The 17,080-nt window shown below is 65.9% G+C and carries 14 protein-coding genes; 11 read left to right on the plus strand and 3 right to left on the minus strand.

Going from position 1 to position 17,080, the window contains the following annotated elements:
* Nucleotides 1–176: 176 nt before the first annotated feature.
* Nucleotides 177–1,757, plus strand: coding sequence for an MASE1 domain-containing protein (locus V3B46_RS04500; RefSeq protein WP_329891226.1), 1,581 nt, complete (start codon nucleotides 177–179; stop codon nucleotides 1,755–1,757).
* A gap of 100 nt (nucleotides 1,758–1,857) precedes the next feature.
* Here the strand turns inward: V3B46_RS04500 and V3B46_RS04505 are convergent, their stop codons facing one another.
* Nucleotides 1,858–2,199, minus strand: coding sequence for a hypothetical protein (locus tag V3B46_RS04505; protein ID WP_329891227.1), 342 nt, complete (start codon nucleotides 2,197–2,199; stop codon nucleotides 1,858–1,860).
* Between the two features lie 437 nt (nucleotides 2,200–2,636).
* Between V3B46_RS04505 and V3B46_RS04510 the strand changes: the two genes are divergently transcribed.
* Together V3B46_RS04510 and V3B46_RS04515 are read left to right on the plus strand one after the other, a co-directional pair.
* Nucleotides 2,637–3,980, plus strand: coding sequence for a diguanylate cyclase (locus tag V3B46_RS04510; RefSeq protein ID WP_329891228.1), 1,344 nt, complete (start codon nucleotides 2,637–2,639; stop codon nucleotides 3,978–3,980).
* 85 nt (nucleotides 3,981–4,065) lie between these two features.
* Nucleotides 4,066–4,527, plus strand: a complete 462-nt coding sequence (locus V3B46_RS04515) for a bacteriohemerythrin (RefSeq protein ID WP_004151683.1) — start codon at nucleotides 4,066–4,068, stop codon at nucleotides 4,525–4,527.
* Here V3B46_RS04515 and V3B46_RS04520 read toward each other — a convergent pair.
* The gene (locus V3B46_RS04520; RefSeq protein ID WP_329891229.1) at nucleotides 4,508–5,809 is read right to left on the minus strand and encodes an MFS transporter; all 1,302 of its coding nucleotides are present in this window, start codon (nucleotides 5,807–5,809) and stop codon (nucleotides 4,508–4,510) included. The genes V3B46_RS04515 and V3B46_RS04520 overlap by 20 nt on opposite strands.
* Before the next feature lie 147 nt (nucleotides 5,810–5,956).
* Between V3B46_RS04520 and V3B46_RS04525 the strand changes: the two genes are divergently transcribed.
* Entirely contained in the window at nucleotides 5,957–6,598 is a 642-nt protein-coding gene (locus V3B46_RS04525) for a hypothetical protein (RefSeq protein ID WP_329891230.1), read from the plus strand.
* Nucleotides 6,599–6,750: 152 nt separating this feature from the next.
* On the opposite strand, the gene V3B46_RS04530 is transcribed toward V3B46_RS04525, so the two are convergent.
* Nucleotides 6,751–8,247, minus strand: coding sequence for an aldehyde dehydrogenase (locus V3B46_RS04530; RefSeq protein WP_329891231.1), 1,497 nt, complete (start codon nucleotides 8,245–8,247; stop codon nucleotides 6,751–6,753).
* Nucleotides 8,248–8,351: 104 nt separating this feature from the next.
* Here V3B46_RS04530 and aptA point away from each other — a divergent pair, with 104 nt between their 5' ends.
* The 7 genes from aptA (at nucleotide 8,352) to V3B46_RS04565 (ending at nucleotide 16,950) form a co-directional block, all read left to right on the plus strand.
* Nucleotides 8,352–9,704 (plus strand): omega-aminotransferase AptA, encoded by a 1,353-nt coding sequence (aptA, locus tag V3B46_RS04535; protein ID WP_329891232.1) that lies wholly within the window; start codon nucleotides 8,352–8,354, stop codon nucleotides 9,702–9,704.
* Between the two features lie 63 nt (nucleotides 9,705–9,767).
* Nucleotides 9,768–10,646, plus strand: a complete 879-nt coding sequence (locus V3B46_RS04540; RefSeq protein ID WP_329891233.1) for a ParB N-terminal domain-containing protein — start codon at nucleotides 9,768–9,770, stop codon at nucleotides 10,644–10,646.
* Nucleotides 10,647–10,764: 118 nt separating this feature from the next.
* The gene (locus tag V3B46_RS04545; RefSeq protein ID WP_329891234.1) at nucleotides 10,765–12,051 is read left to right on the plus strand and encodes a DUF445 domain-containing protein; all 1,287 of its coding nucleotides are present in this window, start codon (nucleotides 10,765–10,767) and stop codon (nucleotides 12,049–12,051) included.
* Nucleotides 12,052–12,342: 291 nt separating this feature from the next.
* Nucleotides 12,343–14,568 carry a TonB-dependent siderophore receptor gene (locus V3B46_RS04550; RefSeq protein WP_329891235.1) on the plus strand — a complete coding sequence of 742 codons (2,226 nt, stop codon included), beginning with the start codon at nucleotides 12,343–12,345 and terminating at the stop codon, nucleotides 14,566–14,568.
* 107 nt (nucleotides 14,569–14,675) lie between these two features.
* Complete coding sequence (locus tag V3B46_RS04555; protein ID WP_154262960.1) at nucleotides 14,676–14,990, plus strand: DUF3649 domain-containing protein; 315 nt, start codon at nucleotides 14,676–14,678, stop codon at nucleotides 14,988–14,990.
* Nucleotides 14,987–16,624 (plus strand): PepSY-associated TM helix domain-containing protein, encoded by a 1,638-nt coding sequence (locus tag V3B46_RS04560; RefSeq protein ID WP_329891236.1) that lies wholly within the window; start codon nucleotides 14,987–14,989, stop codon nucleotides 16,622–16,624. Before V3B46_RS04555 ends, V3B46_RS04560 begins: the two co-directional genes overlap by 4 nt.
* A complete protein-coding gene (locus V3B46_RS04565; RefSeq protein ID WP_329891237.1) occupies nucleotides 16,621–16,950 on the plus strand; it encodes a DUF3325 domain-containing protein in 330 nt (109 codons plus the stop codon). The genes V3B46_RS04560 and V3B46_RS04565 overlap by 4 nt, the downstream gene beginning before the upstream one ends.
* The last annotated feature ends 130 nt before the right edge of the window (nucleotides 16,951–17,080 follow it).

The following is a 17,080-nucleotide window of genomic DNA, read 5'->3' on the forward strand; positions in this document are numbered from 1 at the left end:
AAACGAGACATTGATCACTTCTCGAAAGTGATGTTTGTTGACGCGCCCAGTAGACCAATCAATGCTCGTCGATACCTCACGATTGCGCACTATTGATTCTGCCGATACTGTCGCCCCATGGGGCGTCCAATCATCGATGGGCCTGCTGCCATGTATCGAGCAAGGGAGGCTTGGGATTGAATTGGTGGAAAAAAGGAATTGATCTGAGTTTTCGGGTACGGCCGCATGGACTAGCCATCGCTGCACTTTATGCCGTGATGTGCTGGGGAGCCCGACAGATCTCTCTGGACCAGTTCTACTTGCCTGCGGGCATCCGGGTAGCGGCGCTGCTGCTATGCCCCCCTCGCCTTTGGCCCTACTTGCTCCTTGGCGAGTATGCGTACTTCGCTCAGTTGCGATACCCGCTAATAGAAAAATACGGACTGGCTTGGGTAATCCTGGGGTCGGCCTTCCTGATGCCTGCCGTCGCGCTGGTAGTTGGAGCACACCGCAAGGCCAGAACAGCGGCTTCCGAAGGATGGCTGCTATCAATCGCCGTATCTGCCGCACTGGTCGCCACAGCATTGAAACTGGGGCTCGCTCATCTGCTGTCGGAAAGCCCTTCCAGTATTCCATTGGCCACAAGGGCAATGCGATTTGTCCTCGGTGACTACATAGCAATTCTCACAGTGGCGCCGATCACCCTGTTGTGGACAAGGCGGAACCTAGCTTCCGAGTCGCGATTCTGGCGCTCTTCACCGACACTTACGTCCCTCGCATTGATGTTTGGTCTTGGGCTGTTCACAGCGCTTGCCCCTGGCCTATCCGACACCAGCAAGACAACCCTGCAGCTGGCGATGACCTTGCCGGCAATCGTGCTGACCTGCGTTCACGGCTGGCAGGGCGCGGCAATCGCCGTTCCGTTCCTGAACATTCTCATCGCAATGACGACTCCAACATCAGGACTTCCCGGCTCATTCGATGAACGAACCTTCATGACACAACAGCTGGTTGCCGTCGCGGGAACGGCACTATTGGCACTGGGATCCCGGATCTCACAGCACTATCACCAGCGTGTGCGGAGGGATCTGGACGGCAGCCAGACCGCCAAGCTCTCCCGCACTGCACACATGGCCGGAGAGATGGATCTCAGGGAGCGCGCTTTGGATCTCAGAAGGATTGCCAACGGCATCGAGGCTTCCCTCAATCAGACTGCCGACCTGCTGAAAATGCACGGACATGACTCGCCTGCCATGGACCTTCTAACTACGTCCAATGCGCATTCACGCCAGTTCCGCGAACTGACCAGCCTGGTGTATCCAACTGAAGTCGAGCAGGTTGGGCTGTATCTGGCCCTTCAGGTCAGTGGCATCCGTGAAAGCTGGGATCTGACGCATCGCATCATGCCTCCGCGTCTAGCCGGAGATCCCTGTCAGTTGAGCATTGCGCTGCAGCTCGCAGCCTACCGCACGCTTACAGAGGCCGTTGCTCTGCTCCTCAAAAATGAACAGGGGCAAATTCAGATTAGCGCGCGTTCTGGCAGGCTGCGCGACCAGCAGGGAATCCTGCTCAGCGTTGCCCTGCTTGACCGCGACCGTCAATTGATGCTCGAAACAACGAAGCTGGCGGTAGAGCGCTTGAGCTCGCGTGCAGTTGCCTATGGAGGTCGCGTGGAATGCTCTGGAAATCGAGTTCGTGTACTGCTGCTGGAGCCTGCCACCGGTATTTCACATGGCAGCACTCACGCCGCTTGGATCGCCCGCACTGACATTGCATAGAGATTCGGCACCTGCTGCTTCCCGGCATCCAAAACCTGCAGGAGTCGGCCATACCCGACTCCTGCTTTTCCGCCTCCACCCTTTGTCTCTACGGCGGGATTCAGCGAGGCGTACCCGCAGACTCGATAACCCAAATCGCGTCCACGCCATCACCATGCACCACCAGCGAAAACTCCGCATTGCGGAACACTACGTGCCGGAGTGCCTTCGCTGGGAGGGTCAACCGGTGCGCCGGCAACGATACCTTGGCTGGGCGCTTTCCGGCGGGCAATGTCCAGAATGTGGCCTCAACATTGGCGACAATGAGCACAACCTGACCAGAGAGGTCATTGACCTGATAGTAGTTGATCCCCTCGCGTTCGAATCCGTAGACACGCCAGTTCGGATTGAGGCTCAGGTCTGCCGCGAGCGGCAACGATTCGCCCAAACCGCTCTTGGCCATTGCGACTCCATTGTCATCGCTCGGACAACACGCCGACGCGCTGAAAGCGGATGCAGATAGAAGGAATGCGGCAGGAAGCAACACTCGCAATTCAGAAAATCTCACGCTCACCCCCATGGATGGTTGGAAAGACAACTCCAGGCAATTCCGTTTCGCCACCCCACTACTGGATGGCGTTCGACCTCGCTTGAAGGGTTCCTTCGTTCGACGCAGTCGTGCCCAAGACACCAGTAGGGATGGTGCGACCCAGCATAACCATGCCGCACTGTGAGCGCCATGAAGGGAGCCTTCGAACCTGACTCTATCGTCCCAAAGATAACCGATGCCCTGCTCCGAACCGCGCAGGGCAGATATGTCCACAAGCGAGGGCTCCGGCTAAAGTTACGCCCGAAACCGCCGCTATCCGTGCCGAGCCCTCCTTCGTGAGCCACCGCATCATGCCCGTCCTGCCGCAGGCCGCCGTCGATGGCGACCTGGCCGATCCGCTGCCGCAGCGGATCCTGCTGGTCGAAAACTCCCGTGCATTCACCGGCATGCTGCGTGAAGCCATCGAGCAGCGCTTGGAACTGCCGGTGGTGATCGCCTCCACCCTGGCCGAGGCCGATCGCCTGCTGAGCGAGGATGGCGGCTGGTTCCTGGTGCTGACCGGGTTGGTACTGGCCGACGGCGACCGCGATGCGGTGGTCGAGTTCTTCCTGAAGCGCGACCTGCCGACCGTGGTGGTCAGCGGCGTGTACGACGAGGACCTGCGCAAGCGCGTGCTGCAGCAGCAGATCATCGACTACGTGCTGAAGAACACTCCGGGCAGCATCGACTACCTGGTGTGGCTGGTGCAGCGGCTGGAACGCAACCGCCGCATCGCCGCGCTGGTGGTGGACGATTCGCCGTCCGCGCGTGGCTATGCCGCGGCCTTGCTGCGCATGTACGGCCATGAGGTGCATGAAGCCGCCGACGGCAACGAGGGCCTGGCTGCAATCGAGGCGCATCCGGCGATCCGCCTGGCGGTGGTCGACCAGGAAATGCCCGGCATGCAGGGCGTTGAATTCACCCGCCGCCTGCGCACCCTGCGCTCACGCGACAAGGTGGCGGTGATCGGCATCTCCGGCAATACCGATGCCTCGCTGATCCCACGCTTCCTGAAGAACGGCGCCAACGACTTCCTGCGCAAGCCGTTCTCACGCGAGGAATTCTTCTGCCGCGTCTCGCAGAACGTGGATCAGCTGGAGCTGATCGGCACCCTGCAGGATCTGGCCACCCGTGATTTCCTCACCGGCCTGCCCAACCGCCGCTGCTTCCTGGAGCAGAGCCAGCGCCAGTTGCCGCAGCTGCAGCTGCACGGCCAGTGCGTGGCGGTGGCGATGATCGACATCGACCACTTCAAGCACATCAACGATACCTACGGCCACGAGGCCGGCGACGATGCGTTGCGCGCCGTGGCCGGCGCGGTGGCCGCCCATGCGCGCAGCCAGGACCTGATCGCGCGCTTCGGCGGCGAGGAATTCTGCCTGCTGGTGCCGGACATGGAGCAGGACGAGGCATTGCTGTACTTCGAGGAACTGCGCCAGCGCATCGCCGCACTGGAAGTAGACATCGGCACCGCCACCCTGCGCATGACGGTCAGCATCGGCCTGTGCTGCCTGCGCCCGCAGCGTGATGCACTGCATCGGCTGATCTCCGAGGCCGACCGCCAGCTGTACCTGGCCAAGGCCGGCGGCCGCAACCGGGTAAGCTGCACCACGGTGGCCAGCCCGCTGCGCCCGCGCGAGCCCGCCCTGCCCTGACCGGCCCGCTTTGATCCAGATCAACGCCGCACCCGCGCGGCGGCCCTACAGTCGGCCCCGACATACGCATGAAGGGGAGCCGGGGATGGCACTACTGGTCTGGCAGGACGATCTGAACATCGGCATCGATGTGATCGACCAACAACACCGCCGCATCATCGAGATGCTCAACCACCTGCACGTGGCCCAGGCCAGCATGCAGCGCGCGGCAGTGGGTGAAGTGATCGACGAGGTGGTGGACTACACCATGTCGCACTTCGCGTTCGAAGAAGAGCTGATGGAGGAAGCGGGCTATCCGTTCTGTGCCGCGCACAAGCGCGTGCATGAGGTTTTCATCAAGCGGGTATCGGAATACCGCATGCGCTTCCAGGCCGGCGAGGACATCAGCGACGAACTGCGCACCATGCTCTCGCGCTGGCTGTTCAACCACATCCGCGGTGATGACCAGGCCTATGCCGAACAGGTCAAGGCGCACCTGAACCAGTTCGCCCGCGAGCACCAAGGGGGCGGCTGGCTGGGACGTACGCTCAAGCGCTTCTTTGGTTGAGCCGCAGCGCGCGCCGATGCAGTGCCACCAGCGCGCACAGGGTCGCCACCGCAGTCAGGCACAGGTAGTAGCCCACCGCGACCAGGCCGAAGCGTTCAGCCAGCCAGGTGGCCAGGTACGGCGCCGGTGCCGCGCCGAGGATGCCGGCCAGGTTGAATGAGAGCGACGCGCCGGTATAGCGCACCTCCACCGGGTAGATCTCGGCCAGGAAGGTGCCGCAGGGGCCGTAGGTCAGGCCCATCAGGAACAGGCCCAGGCACAGGAAGCCAGTGACCAGCCACGGGCTGTGCGGCTGGAACAGCGGCGCGAACAGCACACCGAAACCGACGATCAGTACGCTGGCGACGATCATCGTGCGTCGCGTGCCCCAGCGGTCGCCATAGCGCGCCGACAGCGGAATACCCAGCGCAAAGAACAGCATGCCGGCCATCTGCATCAGCAGGAACTGCTCGCGGCTGTAGCCCAGCACCGCGGTGCCGTGACCGAGACTGAACACCGTCATCAGGTAGAACAGCACGAAGGTGGCGAACGCACCCAGCGTGCCGAGCAGCATCGGTATCGGGTGGTCACGCAGCACCGTCCACATCGGCAGCCGCACCGGCGCCTTGCGCTCCAGTGCCTTCTTGAAATCGGGCGTCTCGTGGATGTTCAGGCGCACCCACAGGCCAAGGCCGACCAGCAGCGCGCTGGCCACGAACGGGATGCGCCAGCCCCACTGCAGGAAGTCGTCCTGGCTCAGGCAGCGGCCGAGTACGAGGAAGATACCGGCCGACAGCAGGAAGCCGAGCGGTGCGCCCAGCTGCGGGAACATGCCGTACCAGGCGCGCTTGCCCGGCGGTGCGTTCTCTGTGGCCAGCAGCACCGCGCCGCCCCACTCCCCCCCCAGCCCCAGGCCCTGGCCAAAGCGGCACAGCGCCAGCAACGCCGGGGCCCACAGCCCGATCTGGGCATGAGTGGGCAGCAGCCCGATCAGCACCGTGGACAGGCCCATGGTCAGCAAGGCGGCGACCAGGGTGGCCTTGCGGCCGATACGGTCACCGAAATGGCCGAACACCGCCGAGCCGACCGGGCGCGCGATGAACGCGACAGCAAACGTTGCCAGTGACTGCAACAGGGCAGCCTGTTCGCTGCTGTCCGGGAAGAACAGGTGCGGGAACACCAGCACTGCGGCCGTGGCGTAGATGTAGAAATCGAAGAACTCGATGGTGGTGCCGATCAGGCTGGCCAGCAGCACACGGCGGGGAGAATTCACGGACGGCGCGGCAGCGGTGATCGTCGACATCGGCAACACGGGTAACGGCGGATCGCCCGATTCTGCCACGGGCCGATGGCCGCACGGGGCGATGGTTTCAGCCGACACCGATGCCAACGAAATTTTTCGGGTCACCCGCTAGGCTGCGCCACCGGTCCCTGCATGGATGCTTTGCCGATGACTGCAGTCGCGCTGTCGTGGTCCGATTCGCCGAAGCTGCCGCGCATGGCGGCGTGGCTGGTGGTACTGCTGGTGCATGGGTTGATGGCACTGTGGCTGCTGGGCAGTGGCAGGGTGACGCTGCGCAGCGACGAAGCTGCCAGGATTTCATTGCGCTGGTTGCCGCCGGACCAACCCGCGGCGGTTCAACCACAGCCGGCGCTGCCCTCTGCATCGGCGGCGCGGCCAGCCGCATCGACAGCGCCACGCCCGACCCCGGCTGCACCCACGGATGCCATTGCGCCCGCGTCCGAGGAACCGCCTGCAACGGCGCCACTGATGCTGGACCTGCCTGCGGGCAGCATCGATGGCGGCGACGGCATCAGCGCAGCGGGCGTGGCGCCGCGCCTGATCGGTCGGCGCGAGGTCCATCCGGCGTTCGGGCCGCGCCGCAATTACTTCCGGATCCGTCGGCAGATGAGCCCCGAGCAGATCGTGCATGGGGTGGCGCAACTGCTGGGCTTGTGGCCACCGGGGTACATTGTCGATCCCTGCGAACTGGGCCAGCAGGACATGGAGTATTTCCAGAACGCAGTCGAAGAAGCCGACCGCGACATGCTGCGTGCGGCAGTGCTGCAGGTGAGTGCCCGCTGCCGGTAGCTCACGGCTATACGCTTTATGTAGAGTCGAGCCATGCTCGACTGCTCTTCGCGGGATGCAGCCGAGCATGGCTCGGCTCTACAGAAGAACGAACGGCAGTCGAGCATGGCTCGACGCTACAAAGAGCAAACAGCCGTCGAGCAGCCGCGTCGTTACAACTGGATCCAGGTGGCCTTGATCTCGCTGTACTTGTCGAATGCATGCAGAGACTTGTCGCGGCCGTTGCCGGACTGCTTGTAGCCGCCGAACGGTGCGGTCATGTCCCCGCCGTCCCAGCCGTTCACCCAGACGCTACCCGCGCGCAACTGCCGCGCGACCCGATGGGCGCGACCGAGATCACGCGTCCACAGACCCGCGGCCAGTCCGTAACGGCTGTCATTGGCCAGGCGCACCGCTTCGGCCTCGTCGTCGAAGCCCAGTACGGCCAGCACCGGCCCGAACACTTCCTCGCGTGCCAAGGCCTGCTCCGGGCGCACCTGGTCGAACACTGTCGGCTGCACATAGCTGCCGCCGCTTTCCACCTCGGCCCGTCGCCCTCCCAGCAGCAACCGCGCCCCCTCACCTTCAGCGCGTGCGATGTCGTCCATCACCTTGTCCAGATGCGCGGCATCCACCAGCGCGCCCATCGGTGCGTCGGCTTCAAGCGGGTGGCGTGGCTGCATGTGCTGGCCGTAGGCAACCACCTGGTGCACGAAATCCTCGCGAATCGAGCGCTGTACCAACAGCCGCGAACCGGCGGTACAGACTTCGCCCTGGTTGAAGAAGATGCCCTGTGCCACGGCCTTGGCCGCCGCGTCCAGATCGGGGGCGTCGGCGAACACCACGTGCGGGCTCTTGCCGCCGCATTCCAGCCAGACCCGCTTGAGGTTGGATCGCCCGGAATACTCCAGCAGCTTCGCGCCGGTGGCAGTGGAACCGGTGAACGCCAACACATCCACGTCCATGTGCAGGGCCAACGGTTCACCGACGCGCGCACCGTGGCCCGGCAGCACGTTCAGCACGCCCTCCGGCAGGCCCGCCTCCGCGGCCAGCGCCGCCAGCCGCAGCGCACTCAGCGGCGACCGCTCCGAAGGCTTGAGCACCACCGAGTTGCCCAGCGCCAGCGCCGGTGCGATCTTCCAGCAGGCCATCAGCAACGGGAAATTCCACGGCAGGATGGCCGCCACCACGCCAGCGGCCTCACGCGTGACCAGCCCCAGTTCGTGCGGGCCAGTCGGCGCGATCTCGCCATACAGTTTGTCCACCGCTTCGGCGGTCCAGCTCAGGCAGCGCACCACACCAGGCAGGTCGATACGGCGCGCGTCACGCACCGGCTTGCCCATGTCCAGGGTTTCCAGCAGGGCCAGTTCATCGGCGTGCGCTTCCACCAATGCCGCCAGCGCCAGCAGCACGCGCTTGCGATGCGCCGGGCTCGCCTGCGACCAGTGGCCCGCCTCGAAGCTGCGCCGCGCGGCCAGTACCGCGCGTTCGACATCCTGCGCGTCGCAGTCGGCAACCGCGCCCAGCACGCGACCGTCGATCGGGCTGATGCAGTCGAAGCGGGCGCCACTGGCGGCATCGACATAGCGGCCATCGATGAAGGCCTGGCCCGGCATCGACAGCTGGAGGGCCAGCGCCTGCCAATGGCTGCGGTCGGGGAAATCGGCCATGGGAAGCTCCAACATTCAGCGAGCTTTGGTTATACCGGTACCGCCGCGACTCCACCGTGACGCGGCTGCGCTACATTCGTCGCATCGGACCCGATGGAGCTGGCATGAAGCGTCCCGAAAGCGACCTGCACGACCTGGCCACCCAGCGTCCCGAGTCACTGGACGCGTACTGGATGCCGTTCACCGCCAACCGCCAGTACAAGGCCGCGCCGCGCCTGCTGGTACGCGCCGAAGGCATGCACTACGAGGACGTCGACGGCCGCCAGATCCTCGATGGCACTGCCGGCCTGTGGTGCTGCAACGCCGGCCACGCCCGCCCACGCATCGTCGAGGCCATCGTCGAGCAGGCACGCACGCTCGACTACTCGCCGGCCTTCCAGATGGGCTCGCCACCGGCCTTCGCGCTGGCGCAGCGGCTGGCCGCGCTGGCGCCCGCCCCGCTCAACCATGTGTTCTTCACCAGCTCCGGTTCCGAGGCGGTGGATACCGCGATGAAGATCGCGCTGGCCTTTCACCGCCAGCGTGGCGAGGGCCAGCGCACCCGCTTCATCAGCCGCGAGAAGGCTTACCACGGGGTAGGCTTCGGCGGCATGGCGCTAGGCGGCCTGCCCAACAACCGCAGGGCGTTCGGCCTGCAACTGGGCAGCGTGGACTACCTTAGGCATACCCTGGACCTGCAACGTAATGCATTCAGCAGGGGCCTGCCGCGCCAGGGCGCCGAGCTGGCCGACGACCTGGAACGGCTGATCGCGCTGCATGATGCCTCGACGATTGCCGCCGTATTCGTCGAACCCATCGCCGGTTCGGCCGGGGTGATCCTGCCCGCGCCGGGCTACCTGCAGCGCCTGCGCGAGCTGTGCGACCACCACGGCATCCTGCTGGTGTTCGACGAGGTCATCACCGGTTTCGGCCGGGTCGGCATGCCCTTCGCCGCGCAGCGCTTCGGGGTCACCCCGGACCTGCTGACCTTCGCCAAGGCGGTCAGCAACGGCGCGGTACCGCTGGGTGGCGTGCTGGCCAGCGACGCCGTGCATGCAACCCTGATGCAGGCACCGCCACAGGCCATCGAGCTGTTCCATGGCTATACCTACTCGGGGCATCCGCTGGCCTGCGCCGCAGCGCTGGCCACGCTGGAGGTCTATGCCGAGGAGCGCCTGTTCGAGCGTGCCATCGAGCTGGGCGAATACTGGCAGGAACGGCTGCATGCGCTGCAGGGCCTGCCCAACGTGATCGACATCCGCAACTTCGGGCTGGTCGGCGCGGTCGAGCTGGCGCCGCGCCGCGATGCCTCCGGCAGCCGTGGCTATGAGGTGTTCCGGCGCTGCTTCCAGGACGGCCGGCTGCTGGTGCGCTGTACCGGCGACATCATCGCGCTGTCGCCGCCGCTGATCGTAGACAGGGCACAGATCGACCAGATCACCGGCACCCTGGGCGAGATGATCCGGGCCACCGCCTGAGCCCGGGCCGGCGGTGGCGAGCGGGTACAATGGGCGGTTCCGCTCCTGCTCGCTGCCGTGCCCATGGATATCGTCGTCAAAGAAGAACTCAAGGCCTACATCGACCCGCTGACTGCGGACGAACATGACGCGCTGGAGCGCAGCATCCTGGCCGAAGGCTGCCGCGATGCGCTGGTGCTGTGGGGTGATGTGCTGGTCGATGGCCACAACCGTTTCGGCATCTGCCAGAAGCATGGCCTGCCCTTCAATACCGTGCAGAATACCCGCTTCCAGAGCATGGAAGACGTGCATCTGTGGATGATCGAGCAGCACCTGGGCCGCCGCAGCGTGTCCGACTTCCAGCGCGGCGTGCTGGCGCTGCGCAAGCGCGACATCCTGGCCGCCCGCAAGCAGGTCGAGCAGGCGCAGCTGCAGCGCGAGAGCGACGGCACCGCCGAAGCCGTCGAGGACGCGGGAGAGGACAGCCCGCCGTGGGAACCGGCACCGAAGATCAGCCGCGCCGAGCTGGCCCGCGAGGCCAAGCTGAGCACCAGCCAGGTTGGCATGATCGAACGCATCCACGCCCAGGCCGCGGCCGAGGTGGTGGAAGCGGTGAAGGCCGGCGTGATCTCGATCAGCGCTGCCGCTGCCGTGGCCGACCTGCCGGAAGACGAGCAGCGGGCCGCTGCCGCCGGTGGCAAGGATGAGCTGAAGCAGGCCGCCAAGCGCGTGCGCGAGTCCAAGCGCAAGCCGCGCGCACCGAAGCCGGAAGCAGCCGAGATGGACTTCGAGGAGGCGGACGAGGAACAGATCGCCAGCCGCGATGCCGAGGTGCTGTCTGCACTGGAGCAGCTGGGAGAGGATGCACCGGCGCTGCGCCGCCGCGTGGTCGCGCTGACCCGCGAGAACGACACCCTGCGCGCGCAGCTGGCGGCGTTGCGCAAGCAGCTCGAAGCGCTCTGAACCAACGGGTAGTGCCGGCCGCTGGCCGGCAACCCCATGAACGGTACGGGTGGGGTGCGGGGGCCGGCCGGCGGGCCGGCGGCGCCCGAGCTCATGCCGTGCCGGTTAGACTTCCGGCATGACGTCTGCCAACGATCCGCGCCGCGCACAGCTGCGGCGCCTGAAAGCCCTCGCGCTGGGACTGCTGCTGTTGATGCTGGCCGGTTTCGCGGTCAGCCACTGGCAGGGCGAGCGCGGCATCTGGGCCTGGATTTCGGCCTTCTGCGAAGCCGCAGCCGTAGGCGCGCTGGCCGACTGGTTCGCCGTGGTCGCGCTGTTCCGGCGGCCGATGGGCCTGCCGATTCCGCACACCGCGATCATCCCGCGCAGCAAGGAGCGCATCGGCGACAGCCTGGCGCTGTTCGTGCGCGATCAGTTCCTGGAGCCGGGTGTGCTGCTGGCCAAGCTGCAGGTATTCGATCCGGCCAGCCGCCTCGGCAGTTGGCTGGCCGACCCGGCACGCTCGCGCATGCTGGCCGACATGGCCCGCGGCTGGGCGCTGCAGGCACTGGACTTCTTCGACGAAACCGCCGTGCGTCGGCAGCTGCACGCCTTCGTGGTGCAGCAGCTGAGGCAATGGAATGCCGCCGCCACCGCCGGTGAGCTGCTGGCCCTGCTGACCGCCGATGGGCGCCACCAGCGCGTGCTGGACGAGGGACTGCAGCGGCTGGGGCGCTGGCTGGAGCAGCCGGAAGTGAAGGAGCGCGCCTCGCAGCTGATCGTGCGTTACATCCAGCGCGAGTGGCCGACGCTGTCGAGCACGGTGAACTGGGTCAAGCCGATCGACGAGATCGGCGACAGCCTGGCCGAGCGACTGGCGCGGGCGGTGCTGGAAGAACTGCAGCAGGTGCTGGCCGAGCCGCAGCATCCGCTGCGCCAGGACTACGAGAGCTGGCTGCAGAACTACGTGCAGCGCCTGCGCGAGGACCCGGCCCTGGCCGAGCGCATCGAACAGCTCAAGCAGGAAATGATCGACCACCCGGCCCTGCAGGACTACGTGCAGGGGCTGTGGGCACGCATCCACGCCAGCCTGCGCGCGGACCTGCAGCGCGAGGATTCGGCCATGGTCGGCCACCTGCAGCGCAGCCTGGCCTCGCTGGGCAGCAGCCTGCAGGCCGATCCGGCCCTGCGCGAGGCCCTCAACCAGCACCTGCTGGAAGGCGCCCAGCGCCTCACCGGCCGCCTGCGCGAAGGCGTGACCACGCATATCGCGCAGACCGTGAAGAGCTGGGACGAACGGCATCTGGTCGAGCAGCTGGAACTGAGCGTGGGCCGCGACCTGCAGTTCATCCGCTTCAACGGCACCCTGGTGGGTGGCCTGATCGGCCTGCTGCTGCACGCCGCGACGGTGGTGTTCAGGTTCTAGGACCCCATCCGGCAGTCGATCCACGCCCGGCGTGGAGACGGAATCCGTCACGCTTGATTAACGAAATGCGAATGCCTATCATTTGCCGATCGGTTGTACGCTTAGCCAAGCGGGGCATGGAAGCACGCACCTACCCGCCCCTTCGCCCGTGTACATCCCCCGACTACCGGGTCGCCCGCACCAAGCGGGTGGCGCACCGTCGATGGGACTCGCTGGGCGATGTGCGCGAAGCGCATGGCTGCTGTGTCTGCGCATTCCATCGCCTGTTTCGTCCTGCATGGAATCGCACCGATGGCAATGCCGTTGAACCACCCTCGTCCCACTCTGCTGGCCCTGGCCGTGACCGCACTGATGATCGCACCGCTGGCCCATGCCGACGGCACTGCCGATCCTTCCGCGCGCACGCTGGATACGGTCCAGGTCACCGCTGACGGCGATATCGTCGACAGCTATACGGTCAAGCGTGCCAGCACGGCCACCAAGCTCGGCCTGTCGCTGCGCCAGACGCCGCAGTCGATGACCGTGGTCACCCGCCAGCGCCTCGATGACATGGGCCTGTTCTCGCTGTCCGATGTGATGGGCCAGGTCACCGGCGTGGCGGTATCGGTTACCGACAGCGAGCGCATCAACTACGTCTCGCGCGGCTACAACATCACCAATTTCCAGGTCGATGGGATGCTCAACACCTTCGGTGGGTACATCAAGACCAACACCGACAGCGTGATCTATGACCGCATCGAAGTGGTGCGTGGCGCAACCGGCCTGACCACCGGTGCCGGCGATCCCTCCGGCACCATCAACTTCGTGCGCAAGCGTCCTACCGACAGCTTCCAGATGAGCGCCAACCTGACCCTCGGGCGTTGGGGCAACCAGCGCCTGGAGGCCGACCTCGGTGGCCCGGTTGCACTCGACGGCCGCATCCGCGCGCGCGTGGTGGCAGCCAAACAGCAGAGCGACTCGTTCCGCGATGTCTACAAACTGGACAAGGACGTGTTCTACGGCATCGTGCAGGCCGACCTTACCGATACGACCCTGCTCGAGGCCGGCTACGAGTACCAGTCGCCGCGCACCACGGGCGTGACCTGGGGCGTGGTGCCGTACTGGGGGTCCGATGGCCAGCCCGCCAACCTGCCGCGCTCGACCAACCTGTCCGCACGCTGGAGCAGTTGGCCGATCATCGAAAAGAGCGCATTCGCACGCCTTGAACAGCAGCTGGGCAACGGCTGGACCGCGAAGGCCGCCTATACCCGCTCCAAGCGCGAAACCGACGGTGCGGTGTGGTACGGGGCCTCCGGCTACCCGAATGCCGATGGCAGCGGCATCAGCGCCTTCGTCGGCAGCTTCGGCGAGAACGGCGACATGCAGGTGTTCGACTTCAACGTCGGTGGTCCGTTCCGGCTGTTCGGCCGGGAACACGAGCTGGTGCTCGGTTTCGGCCAATCGGTACGCAAGGGTGAAGTGCCTGCCACCGACACCGCTGCCTACCCGGACAGCTACACCCGTGTACCTGATTGGCACCGCTGGAACGGCGACGTCGCGCCGCTGCAGGTCACCCGCCTGGGCTATCTGGCTTCTGAAGACGAACTGCGCCAGCGCGCGGCCTATCTGGCGACGCGCCTGCAACTGGCCGAACCATTGACCGCGGTGCTCGGCGCGCGCTACGGCAGTTGGGAAACGCGCACCTGGAACTACAGCCATGACGCCGCCGGTCGCCTGACCGATACGCGTCGCGGCGGCTACAAGCCGGACGACTCGCTCACTCCGTATGCCGGCTTCATCTACGACTTCAACCGCTACTTCAGCGGCTACGCCAGCTACACCGACATCTTCCAGCCGCAGAACTACCGTGACCGGGACAACAACTACCTCGAACCGGTGGTCGGTGACATGTGGGAGGCCGGCGTCAAGGCCGAGTTCTTCGACGGTCTGCTGAATGCTTCCGCGGCCGTGTTCAAGGGCCAGAAGGACAACGTTGCCGAGCTCGACGACTCGGTGCCGGAAAACTCGCTGCCGGGTGGGGTCAGTGCCTACCGCTCCACCGGCAAGGGCAACAAGGTCAAGGGCTGGGAGATCGAAGCACAAGGCAGCCTTGGTGAGAACTGGAACCTGGCGGCCGGCTTCACCCACACCGTCAGCCGCAATGCGCAGGGCGTGCGCCAGAACACCGTCATCCCGGTCGATCTGTTCCGCCTCAACGCCAGCTGGCGACCGGGCGGCGCTGAAGGCCGCTTCTGGCTGGGCGGTGGCGCCACCTGGCAGAGCGGTATCTGGAGCCTGAGCAACAAGCCGCGTGCGGATTTCGTGACCAGCGGCAAGCGCGACCGCGTGGCAATCGAACAGGGCGACATCTACCTGCTCAACCTGTCGGCGGGCTATCGCTTCAACGAGAACTTCACCGCGCAGGTGAACGTGAACAACCTGCTGGACAAGAAGTATTACAACCGCGTCGGTTTCTATGACGGCGTGTTCTGGGGCGAACCGCGCAATGTGACGATGACACTGCGCTGGAAGCTCTGACCCTCGATGGATGGCACCGGTTCTGCGACCGGTGCCCGGCCACGGATGGCCAACCCCGGCGCGCTGCGGTGCGCCGGTTCCTTTTCACTGAAACCTGCAGGAACGCCGTGGACCGCTCGCCCGCAACTGCCAGCCCCCGCACCTTCTTCTCCAACCCGCGCTGGGGCGTGCTGTCACGCTCGCTGGCGGCGATCTTCGGCGGCTACGCGCTGGCTTCTGTGACCAGCGTGTTCTGCGCGGTGGCGCTGCCCGGCGCACGTGGCCAGACCGTGCTGACCGGCATGCTGCTGGCCATTCTGGTGGCCGCCTGCGCGGCGCTGTGGGCGTTCGCCACGCGCAGTGCGCTGCGTGCGTGGGTCGGCATCCTCGCTCCCACCTTGCTGATGGCAGTCATCGCGCGCCTGCTGGGGGCCTGGGCATGAAGAACGGATTCCGCCAGTCGATGGCCTGGCTGCACACCTGGACCGGCCTGCTGGTCGGCTGGCTGCTGCTGCTGATTTTCATGGCCGGCACGGCCAGCTACTACCGCGAGGAAATCAGCCGCTGGATGCGCCCGGAACTGCCCTCCAGCAACGTCAGCATCGATGTGGCCGCGCAGCGCGCCGTGGACTACCTGCAGGCCAACGCTGCGCAGGCCGAGAACTGGTTCGTCACCCTGCCGCAACCGCGCAACCCGGCCATGCAGATGTTCTGGCGGCTGCCGCCGGAGCTGGCCGATCCCAGCCGTGGCCGTCGAGGGGCCTTTGGCGACGCCACACTGGACCCGAACACCGGGCAGGCGCTGAAGGCCCGCGAGACCCGAGGCGGTGATTTCTTCTACCGCCTGCATTTCGACCTGCACTACATCCCGGTGCTGTGGGCGCGCTATCTGGTCGGCTTCTGCGCGATGTTCATGCTGGTGGCAATCATCACCGGCGTCATCACCCACAAGAAAATCTTCAAGGACTTCTTCACCTTCCGCAAGGACAAGGGCCTGCGTTCCTGGCTCGATTTCCACAACGTCAGCGCGGTGATGGCCCTGCCCTACCACGCGATGATCACCTACACCGGCATCGTCACGCTGATGATCATGTACCTGCCGTGGGGCGTGAAGGTTGCCTACCCGCAGGACGAGGACAAGTTCTTCAGCGAAGCTTTCGGCGGCATGCCGGAGGTGACCGCGCCGGCCGAAGGCCGCGCCACGCCGCTGCCGATCGCACAGCTGCTGGACAGCGCGCGAGCGCATTGGCACGGCGTGGAGGTGGCCGGCTTCACCGTGTCCAACCCGGGCGCGGCCAACGCAGTGATCGACATCCGCCAGCGTGACGGCAAGCGCCTGTCCACCGACACCCCGGCGCTGCGCTACGACATGGTCAACGGCACGTTGCTGGAAGAAACACCGCCGTCCGGCGGCGCCACCGCCACCCGCGGCGTGCTGTACGGCCTGCACCTGGCGCGCTTCGCCGACTGGGGCCTGCGCGCACTGTTCTTCCTGTCCGGCCTGGTCGGCTGTCTGATGGTGGCCAGTGGCGTGGTGCTGTGGGCAGTGAAGGAACGCCCGAAGCATGCCAAGAGTGGCCGCACCGGCTTCGGCCTGCGCCTGGTCGACGCGCTGAACATCGGCACCGTGGCCGGCCTGCCGATTGCCTTTGCCGCCTACTTCTGGGGCAACCGTCTGCTGCCGCTGGACATTGCCGAGCGCTCGAGTGCGGAAGCCAACGTGTTCTTCTACGCCTGGGCCGCGGCACTGCTGGCCGCCTTCATCTGGCCGAAGCGGATGATGTGGGCCTGGCAGCTGTACCTGGGCGCGGCCGCGTTCGCGCTGGTGCCGGTGGTCAATGCGCTGACCACGCATGCGCACCTGGGCAACACCCTGCGCAACGGGGACTGGGTGCTGGCCGGCGTCGATCTGTCGATGATCGCGTTCGGTGCGATGCTGGCGCTGTGTGGCTGGCGCATGCAGCGCTGGACGCCACCACTGTCTGCGGCCGAGAAGAAGAAGCGTGCCGCGGCGGCGGCGGCGCCCAAGGCCCCGGTGGACGCTGCGGAAACCGCCGAAGCGGAGGCCAGCGCATGATGCTGCTGGCGTTGACCCTGTCATTTTCCGCGTTCACCGCGCTGTCGCTGGCGATGGAGAAGCACCAGCACGACCTGCACGGCAAGGCGGCAGCCAGCCCGGCACGGCGCACGCAGTGGCGGGTGCTGGGCTGGGCCCTGCTGACGGTAGCGTTCGCATTGTGCGTGGTCGACCACGGCTGGGCGATGGGCCCGGTGCTGTGGCTGGGCGTGATGACCGTGGGCGGCGTGGTGCTGTCGTTCGGGTTGTACCCGTACCGGCCGAAATGGATCGCGCCGCTGGCGATCGCGCTGCCCGTGGCCGGGCTGCTGGTAGCCTTGCTGTAAACGCCATCCACGCATGGCGTGGATCTACTGGCCAGATGGGTGGTGCCGGCCCTCGGCCGGCACCGCCGGACTTACCCCCACCGCGTCAGGTCCCACGCGCCGTGGATGGGCGCGGTGCGCGCGAAATACG

This window comes from Stenotrophomonas sp. SMYL11, assembly GCF_036320005.1.
GTDB classification, from domain to species: Bacteria; Pseudomonadota; Gammaproteobacteria; order Xanthomonadales; family Xanthomonadaceae; genus Stenotrophomonas; species Stenotrophomonas maltophilia_A.

Coding starts and splice junctions, on each gene's coding strand:
- V3B46_RS04505 (WP_329891227.1), bottom strand. CDS start 2,199: ATGGCCAAGAGCGGTTTGGGCGAATCGTTGCCGCTCGCGGCAGACCTG.
- V3B46_RS04510 (WP_329891228.1), top strand. CDS start 2,637: ATGCCCGTCCTGCCGCAGGCCGCCGTCGATGGCGACCTGGCCGATCCG.
- V3B46_RS04515 (WP_004151683.1), top strand. CDS start 4,066: ATGGCACTACTGGTCTGGCAGGACGATCTGAACATCGGCATCGATGTG.
- V3B46_RS04520 (WP_329891229.1), bottom strand. CDS start 5,809: ATGTCGACGATCACCGCTGCCGCGCCGTCCGTGAATTCTCCCCGCCGT.
- V3B46_RS04525 (WP_329891230.1), top strand. CDS start 5,957: ATGACTGCAGTCGCGCTGTCGTGGTCCGATTCGCCGAAGCTGCCGCGC.
- V3B46_RS04530 (WP_329891231.1), bottom strand. CDS start 8,247: ATGGCCGATTTCCCCGACCGCAGCCATTGGCAGGCGCTGGCCCTCCAG.
- aptA (WP_329891232.1), top strand. CDS start 8,352: ATGAAGCGTCCCGAAAGCGACCTGCACGACCTGGCCACCCAGCGTCCC.
- V3B46_RS04540 (WP_329891233.1), top strand. CDS start 9,768: ATGGATATCGTCGTCAAAGAAGAACTCAAGGCCTACATCGACCCGCTG.
- V3B46_RS04545 (WP_329891234.1), top strand. CDS start 10,765: ATGACGTCTGCCAACGATCCGCGCCGCGCACAGCTGCGGCGCCTGAAA.
- V3B46_RS04550 (WP_329891235.1), top strand. CDS start 12,343: ATGGCAATGCCGTTGAACCACCCTCGTCCCACTCTGCTGGCCCTGGCC.
- V3B46_RS04560 (WP_329891236.1), top strand. CDS start 14,987: ATGAAGAACGGATTCCGCCAGTCGATGGCCTGGCTGCACACCTGGACC.
- V3B46_RS04565 (WP_329891237.1), top strand. CDS start 16,621: ATGATGCTGCTGGCGTTGACCCTGTCATTTTCCGCGTTCACCGCGCTG.